Origin of the sequence: Pseudomonas sp. DCA-1 (genome assembly GCF_046523955.1) — a bacterium.
In the GTDB taxonomy this organism is placed as follows: domain Bacteria; phylum Pseudomonadota; class Gammaproteobacteria; order Pseudomonadales; family Pseudomonadaceae; genus Aquipseudomonas; species Aquipseudomonas putida_Y.
Map to the genome: position 1 here is coordinate 2639355 of NZ_CP169881.1, position 15108 is coordinate 2654462.

Sequence of the window (15108 nt, forward strand, 5' to 3'; positions counted from 1 at the left end):
GCCTCTTTGGGGAATAAGTAATATGCAAATTTAGTTTCTTATCGGAATGAGGAAGACGGTGCAACCTGTAAGCGTCCACTCATTCAGAGGTTCCCGTCATGAATCAGACCATGCTTGCCGCTATCGCCGAATCCGCCCAGACCCCGCTGGCCGTGCGCCACATCGCCCGTCCTGTGCCCGGCAAGGGGCAGGTCCTGGTGCGGATTCACGCCGCAGGGGTCAACCCGCTCGACACCAAGATCGCTGTCGGTGCAGGCGCTCATGCCCGCCAGGCGCTGCCGGCCGTGCTCGGCCTGGATCTCGCTGGTACGGTCGTTGAACTGGGCGAGGCGGTTGATGGTTTCACGCCTGGCCAGGAGGTCTTCGGCATGGCCGGCGGCATCGGGGGCGCCCAAGGCACCCTGGCCGAATACATCGCCGTGGATGCCAGGCTGATTGCATCAAAGCCGCATGCGCTCGGCATGCGTGAGGCTGCCGCGTTGCCGTTGGTTTTCATCACCGCCTGGGAAGGTCTGGTTGATCGCGCCAATGTTCATAGTGGTCAGCGGGTGCTGATTCATGGCGGCGCAGGTGGCGTCGGCCAAGTTGCGGTGCAATTGGCCAAGGCTCGCGGTGCCGAAGTCTACGCCACCGGCTCCGCGAGCAGTCTAGACTTCATCCGCTCGCTAGGAGCCACGGCGATTGATTATCAGGCGCAGGGTGTAGAGGCCTATGTCGAACAATATACGGCTGGAGAAGGTTTCGACATCGTTTATGACACCGTTGGCGGCAGCACGTTGGATGCGTCATTCAAGGCAGTAAAACCGTATACCGGGCACGTACTCAGCTGCCTCGGTTGGGGCCAGCACAGTCTCGCGCCTTTATCCTTCAAAAGTGCCACCTACTCGGGTGTATTCACCCTGGCACCGCTACTGACCGGCAAGGGGCGCGAACACCACGGAAGTATTCTGCGCGAGGCAGCTGTTCTGGCCGATGCCGGGCAACTGGCGATCCGGGTGGACCCGCACCAGTTTGCACTGGACGAGGTCAACGACGCATTCCGACAGGTCGCGGAAGGTCGTGGCAGGGGCAAGACGGTTATCCAGTTGGTAAGCGATTAGCCTCCAGAGCTTCATTAATCAGCAGTTACCGGCCAGTAGCGCCCGCTTCTGGCCCTGGCTGGCTTTCACGAATCTGCCCAAGGGTAAAATTGGCGTTTCACACGCAGATGCTCCAGGCCGTTGGAAACACGCTGGACTACCACGTCTTTCAGATCCGTGTCCGAAAACAGGAAAGGCGGGGTCTTGGCGAGGAGCACCTTCATCGTCGCAGTATTCCTGCCGTCGCCGTCGTGGATGGCACGGGCTTCGCCCTTGTTCGCGGGCAAGCCCGCTCCCACAGGGATGGCGCCAGCTTTTAGAAATTGAGCAAGACCGTTGCTCCTACCCAAGATTCTGGTCACCCCCCTCGAACCATCAACCAGATGACGGCCAGCCATTTCTCCCGCACACTGCGGAAAATTCCCAAGCCCGTACCCCGTCACATTGCGGGGCACAGCCGGAGTAGAAAATGGCGCGACAACTAATAACAAACGCCCACGACCCGTTGCACGAATCCCGCGAGGCCCGGTTGAAGCTGGCCAGCGAAGGCGAACTACCGCTGGGCATGCTGCGTGATGAGATCGACGCCTCCTGGCGCCGAAGCCTGGGCCACGGCCTGGACTGCCTGCAGGGCGAACAGGTCGGCCTGGGTTTGGAACAGGGCCATGACCTGCGCCTGCTGCTGGAGCGCAACCGCCTGCTGATCGATGCCGTCACCCCAGAACTTGACTACCTGGTCGCGCGCCAGGGCAAGGCTGGCATCGTCATCCTCGGCGACGCCCAGGCCAACGTGCTGGCCATCGAAGGCCAGAAGCACGTGCTGCAGCGCGAGGGCCTGCGCGATCTGCACCCGGGCAGTTGCTGGAGCGAATCGCTGCGTGGCACCAACGCCATCGGCACGGCCGTGGTCGAAGGCCGGCCGACGCTGATCAACTGCGGCGAACATTACCTTGACCGTCTGAGCCCGTTCTCCTGTACTTCCGTACCCTTGCGCGACCCGCGCGGCGAGGTGATCGGCGTGCTCGACATCACCCGCGAAGGGGTGATGGCGCAACCGCAGGACAGCCTGTCGACCCTGATGCTGGCGGCCGGCAACATTGAAAGCCGCCTGTTTGGCCTGTGCCACCCAGAGCAGCTGGTGCTTGCCTTCCACAGCCGCCCGCAGTACCTCAACAGTGCCTGGCACGGCCTGTTGGCCCTGAGCCTGGACGGTGAAGTGCTGGCCGCCAACGACAGTGCCTGCCAGTTGTTGCAGGTGCCGCGCCATGAGCTGATTGGCCGGCGCAGCACTGACCTGCTCGGTGAACGGTCACCTGCGTTCATTGCGCGCCTGTGGCAGGGCGGTGTGAGCAGTGTGCAGACGGCCAAGGGCGAGTTCCACTTCCGTGCCTTGCAGTTGCCACGCCATGGCCGGGTCAATGGCAGCACGCCGGCAAGCAAGCCGGTGCTGGGCAAGCAGTCGCCGGCACTCGACGCCCTGGCCGGTGGTGATCCACGGCTGGCGCGCAACTTGCGCATGGCCCGCCAGGGGCTGGGCAATGGCCTGCCGGTGCTGCTGCTGGGCGAGACCGGTACCGGCAAGGAAGTGGTCGCTCGCGCCTTGCACCAGGCCAGCCCGCGTGCCGACAAACCGTTTGTGGCAGTCAACTGCGCGGCCATTCCCGAAGGGCTGATCGAGTCCGAGCTGTTCGGCTACCGTGAGGGCGCCTTCACCGGTTCGCGCCGGGGCGGCATGGTCGGACGGCTGATGCAGGCCCATGGCGGCACGCTGTTTCTCGACGAAATCGGCGACATGCCGCTGGCCCTGCAAGCACGCCTGCTGCGGGTATTGCAGGAGCGCCGCGTAGCACCATTGGGGGCGGGCGACGAGCAGGACATCGACGTGGCGCTGATCTGCGCCACCCACCGCGACCTCAAGCGCCTGGTCCAGGAACAACACTTCCGTGAAGACCTGTACTATCGGGTAAACGGTGTGTCGCTGCGCCTGCCGGCCCTGCGCGAACGCGACGACCTGGCGGCGATCATCCAGGGCCTGCTGGACAAGGCCGATGCGCGTGGCGTAACCCTCGACCCGGCGTTGACCGCGTTGCTCGAAGGCTTCGACTGGCCAGGCAACATCCGCCAGCTGGAAATGGTGGTGCGCACCGCCCTGGCCATGCGCGAGGATGGCGAGCAGGTGCTGACCCTCGATCACCTTACCGACTGCCTGTTGGACGAGCTGGCGAGCAGCACAGCGCCCTCCGGCAGCCTCAAGGACAATGAACTGGAGCAGATCCGCGGTGCTCTGGCACGCCACCAGGGCAACGTCTCGGCCGCCGCCGAGACGCTGGGTATCAGCCGGGCGACGCTGTACCGCAAGCTCAAGCAGTTGCGCGGCTGACGTGGGCGGCCTGTTCGCAAGGCTGGTGGACTCCAGCGACCCTGTACTCATGCGCCAGGCGTTGGCCTGGCTGTATGGTTTCGTGCGCCCACACCGGCGTGCCATCGGCCTGTTGCTCGGTTTGTCGCTGGGTGCATCGCTGCTGGCGCTGGCGCAACCCTGGCTGGTCAAGACCCTGATCGACGAAGGGCTGCTGGCCAAGGATTACCAAACGCTTTGGCACATGGCGGCAATCATGATCGGCGCGGGCCTGCTGGGCACGGTGCTGGCCGGCGTCAACCGCTACCTGCATACGCGCCTGTCGGGGCGCATCCTGTTCGCCTTGCGCGACGATCTTTACCGCCATCTGCAGCAGTTGTCGCCAACCTTCTACGGGCGGCGGCGTATCGGCGACATTCTTTCGCGGCTGGATGGCGATGTGGCAGAGATCCAGCGCTTTGCCGTGGACTCGCTGTTCTCGGCGGTGTCGGCGGTGATCGGCCTGGTGGGTGCGGTGGCGTTGATGCTGATGCTGTCGTGGCAGTTGTCGCTGTTGCTGGCGCTGCTGGTGCCGATCGAGGTGCTGTGGCTGCGCTGGATGCGGCGCAAGGTGGAGCGCGAAGTGCGCAACTTGCGTGAGCGCTCGGCGGATGTGTCGTCTTTTCTGGTCGAGACCCTGCCGGCGATGAAGTTCATCCAGGCGGCCGGCCAGCAAGGCCGGGAAGCAGGGCGCCTGGACCAGCTTGGGCAAGGTTACATGCGCCAGTTGCTGAAGGTGCAGGTGACCGAATTCTTCACCCAGGCCATCCCCGGCACATTGACCTCGTGGTGCCGCGCCTGCGCGTTCCTGGTGGGTGGTTGGTGGGTTATCCAAGGCACCTGGCAGTTGGGCGCGCTGATCGCTTTTTCTACTTACATGGGTATGGCGGTTGGGCCGGTGCAGAGCCTGTTGGGCTTGTACGTGGCGGTGCAGCGCATGGCTGTCAGCCTGGGAAGGGTGATGGAACTGAAGCAGGAGGCGGTAGCGGTACATCAGACCGCCAACCCGCAGCCCATCCCCTTTGGCCCCGGCGAGTTACGCCTCGAGGCGCTGAGCTTTGCCCATGAGGGGCGCCAGGGTGCGGTACTGAAAAACGTGCAGGTGAGCATCCCGGGTGGCCTGAAAGTCGCCATCAGTGGTGCCTCCGGGGTGGGCAAGTCAACCCTGATCGACCTGCTGCAGCGCTTCTACGACCCGGATGCCGGGCGCATCCTGCTGGACGGCGTCGACCTGCGCGACCTCGACCTTGTTGCATTGCGCAGGCAAATCGCAGTGGTCAGCCAGGACATCGTGTTGTTCCGTGGCACCCTGGCGCAGAACCTGGCTTATGGCGTGCCCGAGGCCAGCCGTGACGAACTGGAGCGGGTGGTGCGCCTGGCGCGGCTGGACAGCCTGGTCGACAGCCTGCCATTGGGCCTGGACGGCCTGCTGGGCGAGCGTGGCCAGCAGTTGTCTGGCGGGCAGAAGCAACGTATTGCCATCGCCCGCGCGGTATTGCAGGCCCCGGCGATCCTGGTGCTGGACGAGGCCACTTCGGCGGTGGACGAAGCCACCGAGCGTGAAGTGATCGCGGCCATCGACCAGTTGTTCGCTGGCCGCACGCGTATTCTGATCAGCCACCGGGCTTCGACCCTGGCCGATGCCGACCTGCACCTGCAACTGCATGACGGCCAGTTGCAGAATCTGGCGCAGGAGGTGATCAAACATGGGCACTGACGTACGTGTTGGCATCATCGACAGCGGCTGCTCGCCGGCGCAGGCCAACGGTTTGCTGGGCGCCCGCCGTTTCTGGCTGGAGGACGGCCAGTTGCGCGAAGGTGAAATGCTCCCCGACCAACTTGGGCACGGCAGTGCGGTGCTCGCCAGCTTGCAACACGAGGCCGGTCCGGTGTCGGTGCTGGTGGCCCAGGTGTTCAGCGCCCAGGCCAGCACCAGTGCGTTGCAGGTGGCTGCCGCATTGCTGTGGCTGGTGGAATCGGGGGCCACGCTGGTCAATCTCAGCCTGGGCTTGCAGCAGGACCGGCCCGTGCTGCATCAGGCTTGTGCCGAGGCGCTGGCGGCTGGCGTGCTGTTGTGTGCATCCAGCCCGGCACAGGGTGGGCCGGTATACCCGGCCAGCTACCCGGGTGTGATTCGACTGACCGGTGATGCGCGTTGTGCGCCCGGCCAGTGGTCCTGGCTTGGCACCCGGCAGGCGGACTTTGGCGGTTATGTGGGGGCGGGCGGCCGAGCGGGTGCGAGCTTGGGCTGTGCGGCTTTGAGCGGAAGGATTGCGGCTTTGCTGCGTGACGAGCCGGGCAGGGATCGCCAGCAGGTCCATGACTGGTTGCGCGATCACGCGGCTTTCATCGGCCCAGAGCGTCGAGGGCCCAGCCATGGTTGAGCCGCGCATTGTGGTGCTGGGGGCCGGCCCTGCGGGTGCAGCCACGGCCATTGGCTTGCGGCGGCTGGGTCACACCGTGACAGTGGTGTCGGAGTGGCGCCGTTTCGCGGCAGTTGAAGGCGTTTCGCTGCGGGTGCTGGAGGGCTTGCGGCACGCAGGGCTTGGCGGGGCCTTGAGCCAAGCGGCCATGCCGGCCACCCGCCAGGTGCACTGGAACGGCCAGCACCTGCACATGAACCAGGAGTTTTTGCTCGACCGGCAACGCTTTGACCAGGCGTTGCGCGAAGACCTTCAGCGCGCAGGTGTACGTGTGGTCGAGGGGCGGGTGCGTGAGGTCGTGAAGGGGGGCGGTCATCATGTGCGCCTGGACGATGGGCAGGTGCTGACCGCTGATTTCCTGGTTGAGGCCCGAGGCCGACAGGCTCCCCTGGCCGCAGACCGCCTGCGTGGGCCGGAAACGGTCAGCTTGCTCAATGTCTGGCAGGGTAGCCCCGGTGCGCCTGCGTCGGCGGTGGAGAGCCTGGAGGATGGTTGGGCGTGGATGGCACGGCTGGAAGATGGCCGCTGTTACTGGCAAGTCACCCAGGAGGCTGCCGGGCTGCCGGGGAAAGCTGGGTTGGCAGCTTACTGCGTGGCGTTGCGGGGCCGCAGCGCGTTGGTAGCCGAGCTGTTCGACGGTCAGGCATTGATCCCGGCACAGGTGCATGCACGCAGCAGTACCGCCATTCTGGCAGGTGAATGTGTCGGGCAGGACTGGATCCGGGTGGGGGATGCCGCGATGGCCGTTGACCCGCTGTCGGGCAACGGGATTTTTCAGTCGCTCTCTTCGGCATTGCAGGCGCCGGTGGTGATCAATACGTTGCTGCGCAGGCCTGAGCGGGCTGAGCTGGCGCGGCAGTTTCACCAGCAGCGGGTCGAGCAGCTGTTCCTGCGTTTTGCCCGCATTGGCCGGGATTTCTATGCCCAGGAACAACGCCGGGTGGGGCAACCGTTCTGGGCCCGGCGCCAGGGTTGGCCGGATGCGCACCCCCTGCATCAGGCGGCTGATTGGCAAGCGGTGCGGGTTGAGCGACGGCCTGTACTGCGTGATGGGCTGGTGGATGCAGCAGAGGTGGTGGTGACAGCGGATCAGCCGTTGGGGGTGTGGCATTTGCAGGGGGTGGAACTGGCACCTGTGGTGCAAAAAATACGCAGTGGCCGGCCTGTTGAGGCGGTGTTGTCAGGGCTTGCGGGTGAACAGCAGAGGATGGTGCGGCGGTGGCTGGGGGAGCAGGGGTTGGTTTGAGATTGTCGGGGCTGCGAAGCAGCCCCAGGATGTCGGATCAGAAGAAGGTACCGACGACCAGTTGCATGTAAGTCCCGGTATCCCGCCCACCCAGCTGCGTGCCGCCATTGGCCGCACTGCGCTCCGGCTTGTAGAACCCCACCACCGGGCTGATCAGCAGGTGGTCGTTGACCATCCATTCCACATACAGGTCCAGCTCGCGCCCGCCAAGGTTGCCCTGGTCGGTGTCCAGCGTGTCGAAGTCGAAGTACAGCGCGCCGACGGTCAGGTTGTCCCGTGGCTTGCCCTTCAGCGCTACATGGTGCACCTGGCTGTTCTTGTTGAACGGCCCGGCATAGTTGGCTGCCACTTCACCCTGGAACCAGGTGCCGTAACCCCGGCTCAGGCCATAGAACAGCGGGTCGAAGCCTTCGGAGAAGCGGCTGTAGCGGTAGGTGGCCGTAGGTGACCAGGGCAATTGGGAGAAGGTCCAGTTGCCCTCCAGGTACCAGGCATTCTCGCGCCCGCCGCTCTTGTCCTGGGTCACGTACTCGGCGGCCAGCTCCAGGTCTTTGACGCCCAGGTTGCCGCGCCCGCGCAGGCTGGCGGTGTCCATGCCGTCGCGGTGTTCCAGGCCCATGATCTGCGCATAGCGCTGGTCCACGTCGAGGCCGCGGATCCAGCTCAGGCCGACGGTACCGGTGTCGGTGACGTGCTCCAGGTTGGCTACCGCCAGGGAAGTGTCGGCCTGGTAGTGGTTGTCGGACTTCAACCACATCAGGTCACCGCGCCAGCCCTGGTTACCGCCCAGGCGCAGCACGGCGGTGCGGTCGAAGGCCTTGCGTGCAGCAAGGTAGTAGGCACCGCCGCGATCGAAGTTGGCCCCCAGGTCGACCTTGCCCAGGTTTACCGGGTCACCCTGGATCAGGAAACCATCACCCAGGGTGACGACCTGGCGGCCACCGGAAATGTCGACGCCATCTTCACCCAGCGCCGGAAACAGGTTGGCCGAGCGCCAGCCCAGGTACAGGTCTTCGATGGCGGTGCGACGTTCGTCGCCCAAGGTCAGGCCGGCGGCGTCGCCATCGCCCCAGGTGGCGGAACTGAGCAGGCTGAAGGCCCCGTAGAGGGTGCCGCTATCGGCCAGGGTCTGGCTGCCGCTGAGGCCGTATTTTACGTAGCCTTCCTGCCAGGCGGTGCTGCCGGGTTGGCGGTTGCCGGCCTGGTTGAAGCTTTCCTCGCTATGGAAGACGCCGAACAGGGCTTCGAGGTTGGCGTTGAGGCTGGTGCCATCGTGGTTGTACAGCTCGTAGGCGTGGGTGGCGGGTGCGGTTAACAGCAGGGCCAATGTGCAGGCGAGTGTGTGCCTCATGGGTTTGCTCCATGGTTGTTATTGTTGTTTTTGTATCGCCTGTACCGGCCTCTTCGCGGGTGAACCCGCTCCTACAAGGCATGTGTTATCTGATGTAGGAGCGGGTTCACCCGCGAAGAGGCCGGCACAGGAAAAGGATCAGAGCTTGATCAACACCGATTTCAGCTCGGTGTAATGCTCGATGGCCGCTGCGCCCATCTCGCGACCGACGCCGGACATCTTGTAGCCACCAAACGGCAGTGCTGGGTCGAGGGCGCTGTGACAGTTGACCCACACCGAGCCGGACTTGATGCGTGGGATCATTCGGTGCACCGCGGCCAGGTCGTTGGACCAGATGCTTGCACCCAGGCCGTAGGGGTTGTCGTTGGCCATGCCGATCACTTCGTCGATGTCATCGAATGGCATCGCCACCAGCACCGGCCCGAAGATTTCTTCCTGCACCAGGCGATGACGCTGGTCCACATCGACAATCACCGTCGGCTTGACGAAGTAACCAGGCCCGAATCCTTCACCCCCGCAGGCGATAGTGGCGCCCAGTTCGCGGCCAAGCTCAATGTAGCCAGTGACGCGGTCCTGCTGCTTGGCTGAAATCAGCGGGCCCATCTGCACCGCCGGGTCCAGCCCGTTGCCCAGCTTCATGGCATTGGCGATCCCGGCGATGTCGGCCACCACGTTGTCGAAGTGCTTGCGGTGCACATACAGTCGCGAGCCTGCGCAGCACACCTGGCCCTGGTTGAAGAAGATCGCCGTGGCCGCACCGGCTGCGGCTTCCTGCAGGTTGGCATCAGGCATGACGATGGTCGGCGACTTGCCGCCCAGCTCCAGGGTGACGCGGGTCATGTTATCCATGGCCGCCTTGCCGATCAGCTTGCCGACCTCGGTGGAGCCGGTGAAGGTCAGTTTGTCTACGCCGGGGTGGCGGCTGAGCGCGGCGCCGGCGTTCAGGCCAGTACCGGTAACCACGTTGAACACGCCGGCCGGGTAGCCGGCCTCGTCGACCAGCTCGGCCAGCTTGAGCACGCTCAGTGGGGTTTCATCGGCAGGCTTGAGCACTACGGTGCAGCCGGTGGCCAGGGCCGGGCCGAGCTTCCAGCAGGCCAGCAGCAGTGGGAAGTTCCAGGCAACGATGGCGCCAACCACGCCCACTGCTTCGCGGCGCACGAAGCCGTGGAACTGGTCGTTGGGCATCAGCGGCATGGACGCTTCGACGGTGCTACCCTCGATCTTGGTGGCCCAGCCCGCCATATAGCGCAGAAAGTCGATGGCCAGTTGCACGTCCATCACCTGGGCCACGGCGGCGCTCTTGCCATTGTTCAGGCATTCCAGTTCGGCCAGCTGACGCGCATCGCGCTCCATCAGGTCGGCCAGGCGCCACAGCAGGTTCTGCCGCTCGCGTGGGCGCATGCGGCTCCAGGGCGAGTCGTCGAAGGCCTGGCGCGCAGCGCGCACGGCGCGGTCGACATCTTCGGCCTCGGCGGCCGGCACTTCACCCAGCACCTCGCCGGTGGCCGGGTTGCGGAACGACAGGGTTCGACCGCTGGCGGCGTCCTGCCAGTCGGCACCGATGCGCATCTTCAGCTTGCGTTCGAGAAAGGCGCGGGTGGCAGGCAGGATGGGCAGTTCGGAAAGCATGGGGCTGTGCCTCTTGTCATTGGATGTGACGGGCACTGGCGCAATGGCCGTGCCAACGTGGGCAGATGGCCGCAAAGCGTTGTGGGCGTTGGGTTTTGCCTGAGCGCAAGGTCGCGATTGCCGGGTTGCGCTGTTGCACATTGAGACGGTGTGAGACGGTGGTGAAACAGTGGCTGTTCGGCGTCTTCGCGGGCCCTGTCTCAACATGAAACACCCTGTCGCGAAATGGCACGCTGCAAATGGCCAACTTGGCTGCTGGCCAAACCTCGAAAACCGCTTAAAAGGTTGAAAGGAAACGCTTTTACCGCAACTGGCACAGTTCCTGTATCACAACCGTCACATGCACACCTGCTGTACCAAAGCGTGCGAAAACGATAAGAACAACAACCGTGGAGGTCTGACCTTGAAGACGACTCGACTCCGGCGGCATGCGGGCAAACTGGCGCTGGTCGCCGCCGCGCTGCTGAGCACCCAGGCCATGGCGGCCGAGCAGGGCCCGAGCCTGTTGCAGAACAAGTGCATGGGGTGCCATATCCCCGAAGGCAACGACACCTATAGCCGCATCAGCCACCAGCGCAAGACGCCGGAAGGCTGGCTGATGAGCATCGCCCGCATGCAGGTGATGCATGGCCTCCAGATCAGCGACGACGACCGTCGCACGCTGGTCAAATACCTGGCCGACAAGCAGGGCCTGGCGCCTAGCGAAACCGATGGCGTGCGTTACGCCATGGAGCGCCGGCTCAATACCGTCGAGCACTTCGACACCCAGCTCAGCGAGACCTGTGGCCGTTGCCACTCGGGTGCTCGTGTTGCCTTGCAACGGCGTCCGGCCAAGGAGTGGGAACACTTGGTCAACTTCCACCTTGGCCAATGGCCGTCCCTTGAATACCAGGCCCAGGCGCGTGACCGCGACTGGCTGCCGATCGCCCTGCAGCAAGTGGTGCCGGACCTTGCCAAGCGTTACCCGATGGAAAGCACCGCCTGGGCCGAATGGCAGAAGGCCAAACCCAAGGCGGACGTACTGCCGGGGCAGTGGGCATTCAGCGGCCATATGCTGGCCAAGGGCGATGTACGTGGGGTGATGAGCGTCACGGCCGGAGAGGGCGATACCTTCAAGGTCGAGGTCAAGGGTGCTTACGCCGACGGTACACCGTTCAACGGCAGCGGCTCGGCCATCCTGTACAACGGTTATGAATGGCGCGGCAATGTGAAGGTTGGCGATACCAACCTGCGTCAGGTGTTCGCTGCGCTGGATGGCGAAATGAAAGGCCGTATGTTCGAAGCCGATCACGATGAGCGCGGCCTGGACTTCAGCGCCGTGAAGGAAGGCAAGGCGCAGTTGCTGGCGGTGCAACCGGCGTTCATCAAGGCCGGCGGCGAAAGCGAAATTACCCTGGTTGGCAGCGGCCTGTCTGGCAAGCCGGACCTGGGCGCCGGGGTGGAAGTGACCGAAGTGCTGGAGCAGACCCCGACCTTGGTAAGGGTCAAGGCCCGCGCCGCGGCCGATGCCAGGCCAGGCCTGCGCGAGGTGGCGGTAGGTGCGCTCAAGGGCGTGAACCTGGCGGTTTACGACAAAGTCGACGAAGTGAAGGTCGTGCCGGCGTTCTCCATCGCGCGCATTGGCGAGAACGGCGCCTCCGTGCCGAAAGTGCAGGGGCGTTTCGAGGCTGAAGCCTGGGGCAAGGATGCCGATGGCCAGCCATTGCGTATCGGTTACCTGCCGGCAAGTTGGAAGGTCGAGCCGTTCAACGAGCGTGCTGTCGAGGATGAAGACGTCAAGTTCGCCGGGCAGATGCAGGCCGATGGCGTGTTCGTGCCAGGCGGCGCCGGGCCCAACCCGGAGCGCAAGATGATGACCAACAACGCCGGTAACCTCAAGGTCATCGCCACGCTGGCCGACGGTGGCCAGACCGGCGAAGGGCACATGATCGTCACCGTACAGCGCTGGAACAACCCGCCGCTGCCATAACGGCAGGCTGCAACGGTTTTCCAACGGATCGATTATCGGGAGGTCGCCATGGGCGTACTACTGAACCTGGTCGAACGCAACCTGCACGAAGTACAGGTTGATGCCGACCGCATGCTGTTCCACATCCCCAGCAGTTCGCTGTTCACCGCTGATGCGGTGACCGGCGGCATCATCGACACCTTGCGCCAGCAAGGCTGCTCGGCCGAGGAGCTGATGCAGCGCCTTGGCCAGCAGTTTGCCGGCGACGATATCCAGGACACCCTGCGCGAGCTGATCGCGCTGGAGCTGGTCAGCGACGGCTCGCCGCTGACCCCGGAAATCGCCCTCAGGCAGGTCGAGCGCACCGCGCTGAACACCGTGGTGCTCAACGTCAACACCGGCTGCAACCTCAGCTGCACCTATTGCTACAAGGAAGACCTGGACAAGCCTTCCGCCGGCAAAAAGATGAGCACCGCCACCGCCGAAGCCTCGGTGGAGATGCTGCTCAAGGAATCACCCAACGAGCAGCGCTACAGCGTGGTGTTCTTCGGTGGTGAACCGCTGTCCAACCGGCCGTTGATCGAGCACATGGTGGCTTACTGCGAGCGGCGTTTCGCCGAAGCGGGCAAGCAGGTGGAGTTCATCATGACCACCAACGCTACCTTGCTGACCGAAGAAATCATCGATTGGCTCAACGCCCACCGCTTTGGCCTGTCGATCAGCATCGATGGCCCCAAGACCGTGCACGACCGCAACCGTATTACCGTGGGCGGGCAGGGCACCTATGACGTGGTGCGGCGCAAGGCCGACCTGCTGCTGTCGCGCTACACCAGCCGGCCGGTGGGGGCGCGGGTTACGCTGACCCGTGGCATTACCGACGTTGAAACCATCTGGAACCACCTGTTCAACGAAATGGGATTCGCCGAGGTTGGCTTTGCCCCGGTTACCTCCGGCGACATGGCCGACTTCAACCTGACTGGCGAAGAGCTGGTGCAGGTCTTCGCCAACATGAAGGCACTCGGCCGGCGCTACCTGGAGGCGGCACTGGAGCACCGCAACATCGGCTTCTCCAACCTGCACCAGTTGATCACCGACATCCACGAAGGCCACAAGAAGGCCCTGCCGTGTGGCGCCGGGTTGAAGATGCTGGCGGTGGACCACGAAGGTGAGCTGAACCTGTGCCACCGCTTCACCGGCTCCAGCCTGCCCACCTTCGGTAACGTGCACCAGGGCGTGAAGCAGGCGCAGCTCAACGACTTCCTGTCGCAGCGCCTGGACCGCAGCAACACCGGCTGTGAAAGCTGCCGTATTCGCAACCTGTGCTCCGGCGGCTGCTACCACGAAAGCTATGCGCGCTACGGCGACCCGCAGCACCCGACTTACCACTACTGCGAACTGATGCGCGACTGGGTGGACTTCGGCATTGAAGTCTACAGCCGCATCATGGCCGTCAACCCGGCCTTCATCGATCGCTACATCACCCCGCGGAAGGCGCATTGACATGAAGCACTTGAAGCCCCTGAACAACAAGGCGCGCATCCTGGAGCAGGCCGCCGCCGAAGACCGTGTCGAAGAAGTGATGGCAATGAGCGCGGTGGCAGGCTGCACGGCCACTACCGACCCGGGCTGGGAGGTGGACGCCTTTGGCGGCGTGAGCTCGCTGTGCCAGCCGATGGAGGCTGACCTTTATGGTTGTTCCGACCCTTGCTGGTGGCCGGCCCAGGTGCCGGACATGATGAGCACCTACCAGGACTGGAACGCCCAGGCGACCAACTCGGCAGAGGACTGGCGCAACCTCGGCACCGTGTTCCCGAAAGACAAGTGACGGCCCAACAAGAATGACAAGGGGAAACCGCATGAAAGCTGGACGCTGCGCGCCATTGGCGCTCACCATCGCCGCCATGGCTTGCGCCGGGCTGGCACAGGCCGACGACACTGGCCCGGCACTGAAGGCTGGCCACGAATACATGATCGTGACCAACTACCCAAACAACCTGCATGTGGTCGATGTGGCCAGTGACACGGTCTTCAAAAGCTGCCGGATGCCCGACAAGTTCGGCCCTGGCACCGCAATGATGGCGCCGGACAACCGCACCGCCTACGTGCTCAACAACCATTACGGCGACATCTACGGCATTGACCTGGACACCTGCAAGAACACCTTCCACGCCAACCTGTCCAGCGTAGCCGGTGAAGTTGGCCGGTCGATATACTCGTTCGCCATCAGCCCCGATGGCAAAGAGGTGTACGCCACGGTCAACCCGACCCAGATGCTGAACGACCATTACGTGGTCAAACCACCGCGGCTGGAGGTGTTCAGCACCGCTGATGGCCTTCAGGCCAAGCCCGTACGCACCTTCCCGATGCCGCGCCAGGTGTATCTGATGCGCGCCTCCGACGATGGCAGCCTGTACGTTGCCGGGCCGGATATTTACAAGATGGACGTGAAGACCGGCAAATACACGGTGGCCCTGCCGTTGCGCAACTGGAACCGCAAAGGTTACAGCGCCCCGGATGTGCTGTACTTCTGGCCGCACCAGAGCCCGCGCCATGAGTTCACCATGCTGTACACCATTGCCAAATTCAAGGATGACAAGCAGGACCCGGCCACCGCCGAACCGCTGTATGGCTACCTGAGCATCGACCTTAAGACCGGTAAGACCCACACCCAGGAGTTCGCCGACCTGACCGAGCTGTACTTCACCGGCCTGCGCTCGCCCAAGGACCCGAACCAGATCTACGGCGTGCTCAACCGCCTGGCCAAGTACGACATCAAACAGCGCAAGCTGATCAAGGCGGCTAATCTGGAGCACACCTACTACTGCGTGACGTTCGACAAGAAGGGCGACAAGCTTTACCTGGGTGGCACCTTCAATGACCTGGCGGTGTTCAACCCGGATACGCTGGAAAAGGTGAAGAACATCAAGCTGCCGGGTGGTGACATGTCTACCACGACGCCGCAGGTGTTCGTTCGCTAAAACGGTGTGTGCTTCTTCGCGGGTAAACCTACAAAGGACGGCGCCACATTTGA

General features: G+C 63.8%; 12 protein-coding genes. 9 read left to right on the forward strand and 3 right to left on the reverse strand.

Going from position 1 to position 15108, the window contains the following annotated elements:
- The first annotated feature begins 98 nt into the window (after positions 1-98).
- Complete coding sequence (locus ACE4QZ_RS12415; RefSeq protein WP_021782933.1) at positions 99-1100, forward strand: zinc-dependent alcohol dehydrogenase family protein; 1002 nt, start codon at positions 99-101, stop codon at positions 1098-1100.
- A 65-nt stretch (positions 1101-1165) separates the two neighbouring features.
- Here the strand turns inward: ACE4QZ_RS12415 and ACE4QZ_RS12420 are convergent, their stop codons facing one another.
- On the reverse strand, positions 1166-1366 hold the full coding sequence (locus ACE4QZ_RS12420; RefSeq protein ID WP_157829265.1) for a hypothetical protein: 201 nt from the start codon (positions 1364-1366) through the stop codon (positions 1166-1168).
- Between the two features lie 182 nt (positions 1367-1548).
- On the opposite strand from ACE4QZ_RS12420, the gene ACE4QZ_RS12425 reads away from it, so the two are divergent.
- From ACE4QZ_RS12425 to ACE4QZ_RS12440, 4 genes are read left to right on the forward strand one after another with little or no spacing between them, the layout of a single operon-like run.
- Positions 1549-3459: a sigma-54-dependent Fis family transcriptional regulator gene (locus ACE4QZ_RS12425; RefSeq protein WP_021782935.1), complete on the forward strand. Its 1911-nt coding sequence runs from the start codon at positions 1549-1551 to the stop codon at positions 3457-3459.
- Between the two features lies 1 nt (position 3460).
- On the forward strand, positions 3461-5194 hold the full coding sequence (locus ACE4QZ_RS12430; RefSeq protein WP_279934720.1) for an ABC transporter ATP-binding protein: 1734 nt from the start codon (positions 3461-3463) through the stop codon (positions 5192-5194).
- Positions 5184-5861 carry a peptidase S8 gene (locus tag ACE4QZ_RS12435; protein ID WP_021782937.1) on the forward strand — a complete coding sequence of 226 codons (678 nt, stop codon included), beginning with the start codon at positions 5184-5186 and terminating at the stop codon, positions 5859-5861. The genes ACE4QZ_RS12430 and ACE4QZ_RS12435 overlap by 11 nt, the downstream gene beginning before the upstream one ends.
- Positions 5854-7146, forward strand: coding sequence for an NAD(P)/FAD-dependent oxidoreductase (locus ACE4QZ_RS12440; RefSeq protein ID WP_103469734.1), 1293 nt, complete (start codon positions 5854-5856; stop codon positions 7144-7146). The genes ACE4QZ_RS12435 and ACE4QZ_RS12440 overlap by 8 nt, the downstream gene beginning before the upstream one ends.
- Before the next feature lie 37 nt (positions 7147-7183).
- Here ACE4QZ_RS12440 and ACE4QZ_RS12445 read toward each other — a convergent pair whose 3' ends face one another.
- Both ACE4QZ_RS12445 and ACE4QZ_RS12450 read right to left on the reverse strand, forming a co-directional pair.
- Positions 7184-8497: a hypothetical protein gene (locus ACE4QZ_RS12445; protein WP_103444484.1), complete on the reverse strand. Its 1314-nt coding sequence runs from the start codon at positions 8495-8497 to the stop codon at positions 7184-7186.
- A 138-nt stretch (positions 8498-8635) separates the two neighbouring features.
- Positions 8636-10129: an aldehyde dehydrogenase family protein gene (locus tag ACE4QZ_RS12450; protein ID WP_021782946.1), complete on the reverse strand. Its 1494-nt coding sequence runs from the start codon at positions 10127-10129 to the stop codon at positions 8636-8638.
- A gap of 403 nt (positions 10130-10532) precedes the next feature.
- On the opposite strand from ACE4QZ_RS12450, the gene peaA reads away from it, so the two are divergent.
- The 4 genes from peaA to peaD are packed head-to-tail and all read left to right on the forward strand — an operon-like array spanning position 10533 to position 15055.
- Positions 10533-12098, forward strand: a complete 1566-nt coding sequence (gene peaA, locus ACE4QZ_RS12455; protein WP_031322210.1) for a quinohemoprotein amine dehydrogenase subunit alpha — start codon at positions 10533-10535, stop codon at positions 12096-12098.
- A gap of 48 nt (positions 12099-12146) precedes the next feature.
- Positions 12147-13577, forward strand: coding sequence for a quinohemoprotein amine dehydrogenase maturation protein (gene peaB / locus ACE4QZ_RS12460; protein WP_084851053.1), 1431 nt, complete (start codon positions 12147-12149; stop codon positions 13575-13577).
- A 1-nt stretch (position 13578) separates the two neighbouring features.
- Positions 13579-13902 carry a quinohemoprotein amine dehydrogenase subunit gamma gene (gene qhpC / locus ACE4QZ_RS12465; RefSeq protein ID WP_014590799.1) on the forward strand — a complete coding sequence of 108 codons (324 nt, stop codon included), beginning with the start codon at positions 13579-13581 and terminating at the stop codon, positions 13900-13902.
- A 31-nt stretch (positions 13903-13933) separates the two neighbouring features.
- Positions 13934-15055 carry a quinohemoprotein amine dehydrogenase subunit beta gene (gene peaD, locus ACE4QZ_RS12470; RefSeq protein ID WP_021782949.1) on the forward strand — a complete coding sequence of 374 codons (1122 nt, stop codon included), beginning with the start codon at positions 13934-13936 and terminating at the stop codon, positions 15053-15055.
- Positions 15056-15108: the final 53 nt, after the last annotated feature.

What these genes read in the sequence shown, in the direction of transcription:
- ACE4QZ_RS12415 (WP_021782933.1), top strand. Translation starts at nt 99, where the DNA reads ATGAATCAGACCATGCTTGCCGCTATCGCCGAATCCGCCCAGACCCCG.
- ACE4QZ_RS12425 (WP_021782935.1), top strand. Translation starts at nt 1,549, where the DNA reads ATGGCGCGACAACTAATAACAAACGCCCACGACCCGTTGCACGAATCC.
- ACE4QZ_RS12435 (WP_021782937.1), top strand. Translation starts at nt 5,184, where the DNA reads ATGGGCACTGACGTACGTGTTGGCATCATCGACAGCGGCTGCTCGCCG.
- ACE4QZ_RS12440 (WP_103469734.1), top strand. Translation starts at nt 5,854, where the DNA reads ATGGTTGAGCCGCGCATTGTGGTGCTGGGGGCCGGCCCTGCGGGTGCA.
- ACE4QZ_RS12445 (WP_103444484.1), bottom strand. Translation starts at nt 8,497, where the DNA reads ATGAGGCACACACTCGCCTGCACATTGGCCCTGCTGTTAACCGCACCC.
- ACE4QZ_RS12450 (WP_021782946.1), bottom strand. Translation starts at nt 10,129, where the DNA reads ATGCTTTCCGAACTGCCCATCCTGCCTGCCACCCGCGCCTTTCTCGAA.
- peaB (WP_084851053.1), top strand. Translation starts at nt 12,147, where the DNA reads ATGGGCGTACTACTGAACCTGGTCGAACGCAACCTGCACGAAGTACAG.
- qhpC (WP_014590799.1), top strand. Translation starts at nt 13,579, where the DNA reads ATGAAGCACTTGAAGCCCCTGAACAACAAGGCGCGCATCCTGGAGCAG.
- peaD (WP_021782949.1), top strand. Translation starts at nt 13,934, where the DNA reads ATGAAAGCTGGACGCTGCGCGCCATTGGCGCTCACCATCGCCGCCATG.